Source organism: Streptomyces sp. ICN903 (genome assembly GCF_022015835.1).
Classification (GTDB): Bacteria; Actinomycetota; Actinomycetes; order Streptomycetales; family Streptomycetaceae; genus Streptomyces; species Streptomyces fenghuangensis.
The window spans coordinates 1-2,268 of sequence record NZ_JAKMAY010000506.1 but is presented as its reverse complement, the minus strand read 5'-3'; the positions used below and the strand labels follow the sequence as shown (position 1 = coordinate 2,268).

Below are 2,268 nucleotides of genomic sequence, written 5' to 3'. Positions count from 1 at the left end.
CCGTATGCCCCCGCCCCCGGCGGGGTCAGTGCCCCAGGAAGGCGGGCGTGAAGACCGTGAGGAAGCCGGCCAGCCCGATCAGCCCGAGGATCCAGGGCGCGGGGCTCAGACGCTGCCCGCCGCCGCGCGCGCCGTGTTCGGCCAGGTGGTGGGCCGCCTCGGCGCGTGCGAGGCCGCGGGCCGTGAAGCGGCGGTCGCAGGTGCCGCAGACGAGACGGCGGCCTTCCCCCGTACCGCGGCGCAGGCACAGCTCGCGGGTGATCCTCACCTCGTGGATGCGCCCGTCCTGTCCGCAACCGCTGACCGTGCCCGTGGTCACCGTGCCCGTCGTCAGCATGCTTCCCCTCTTTTTGTCGCCCTCCGGATCCCGTCCGTGTGTGCCCGGCCGATTCTGGGAGGCGGTGCGCGGCGGCACCAGAGCCGAGTGGGGCAGTGTTCGGCGGCGGCCGGTTTCCGGATCCCGGCAAACGGGAAGCGGCCGGGGCGGCGACAGGACCGTCCCGCCTTCCGGACCCGGTGCGGACGCCGGAGACGGCCGGAGGCCTCCGCACCCGCACCGGGTCCGGAGGCCTCCGTACGCGAGCCGCGCGTACCGCTCGTACGGCGGGGGCTCAGCAGCCGATCAGCCGCGCCGCGAGGTAGGACTCGATCTGGTCGAGCGAGACGCGCTCCTGCTTCATGGTGTCGCGCTCGCGCACCGTCACGGCGTTGTCGTCGAGGGTGTCGAAGTCGACGGTGACGCAGAACGGCGTGCCGATCTCGTCCTGGCGGCGGTAGCGGCGGCCGATGGCGCCGGCGTCGTCGAACTCGATGTTCCAGTGCTTGCGCAGCGTCTCCGCCAGGCCCTTGGCCTTCGGGGAGAGCTGCGGGTTGCGCGACAGCGGCAGGACGGCGACCTTGACCGGCGACAGGCGCGGGTCGAGGCGCATCACGACGCGCTTCTCCATCTTGCCCTTGGCGTTGGGCGCCTCGTCCTCGGTGTAGGCGTCCAGCATGAAGGCCAGCATCGTGCGGCCGACACCGGCCGCGGGCTCGATGACGTACGGCGTCCAGCGCTCGCCGGCCTCCTGGTCGAAGTACGACAGGTCCTGGCCGGAGGCCTTGGAGTGCGAGCTCAGGTCGTAGTCGGTGCGGTTGGCCACGCCCTCCAGCTCACCCCACTCGCCGCCGCCGAACTGGAAGCGGTACTCGATGTCGGCGGTGCGCTTGGAGTAGTGGGAGAGCTTCTCCGCCGGGTGCTCGTACCAGCGCATGTTCTCCTCGCGCAGGCCCAGCCCGGTGTACCAGTTCCAGCGCTGCTCCATCCAGTACTCGTGCCACTTCTCGTCCTCGCCCGGCTTGACGAAGAACTCCATCTCCATCTGCTCGAACTCGCGGGTGCGGAAGATGAAGTTGCCCGGAGTGATCTCGTTCCGGAAGGACTTGCCCATCTGCGCGATGCCGAACGGCGGCTTGCGGCGCGAGGTCTGCTGCACCTGGGCGAAGTTGGTGAAGATGCCCTGCGCGGTCTCGGGACGCAGGTAGGCGACCGAGCCGGAGTCCTGGGTCGGGCCGAGGTGCGTGGACAGCAGGCCGGAGAACTGCTTGGGCTCGGTGAACTGGCCCTTGACGCCGCAGTTGGGGCAGTTGACGTCCGACAGGCCGGCGGCGGGGAGGCGGCCGTGCTTGGCCTCGTACGCCTCCTCGAGGTGGTCGGCGCGGAACCGCTTGTGGCACGAGGTGCACTCGGTCAGCGGGTCGGTGAAGGTGGCCACGTGGCCGGAGGCGACCCAGACCTCGGAGGCGAGGATGACCGACGAGTCGATTCCGACGACGTCGTCGCGCGAGGTGACCATGTAGCGCCACCACTGGCGCTTGATGTTCTCCTTCAGCTCCACACCCAGTGGACCGTAGTCCCAGGCGGCCCTCTGCCCCCCGTAGATCTCGCTGCAGGGGTAGACGAAGCCACGGCGCTTGCTGAGGCTGACGATGGTGTCGATCTTGTCGGCGGCCACGGTGCTCTCTTCGGTACAGACGACGGAATGCCTCAGGTTACCGGCGATGACCGGGGCGGGATCAAATCGGTTCGGGGTTCGGACGCGGGATGCCGGAAACCCGCTCGCCGCCGGTCGCCGGAACCCCCATCTCATTTGACAATCATTTCCAACTAGGGGGAAAATGAGTGTCATGAACGCTCGACGCCGCCCTCTCATACCCCGCCCCCGCCGCCGCGCCGCCTCCCGTACCGCACTGGCCGGAGCCGCCGCCCTGGGCATGCTCGGCCTGACC

At 69.8% G+C, this 2,268-nt stretch carries 2 protein-coding genes; both read right to left on the bottom strand.

Annotated elements, in window-relative coordinates:
- Positions 1 to 25: 25 nt before the first annotated feature.
- Positions 26 to 337 carry a hypothetical protein gene (locus L7D48_RS28300; RefSeq protein ID WP_237883872.1) on the bottom strand — a complete coding sequence of 104 codons (312 nt, stop codon included), beginning with the start codon at positions 335 to 337 and terminating at the stop codon, positions 26 to 28.
- Positions 338 to 611: 274 nt separating this feature from the next.
- Positions 612 to 1,994, bottom strand: a complete 1,383-nt coding sequence (locus L7D48_RS28295) for a glycine--tRNA ligase (RefSeq protein ID WP_237883870.1) — start codon at positions 1,992 to 1,994, stop codon at positions 612 to 614.
- Positions 1,995 to 2,268: the final 274 nt, after the last annotated feature.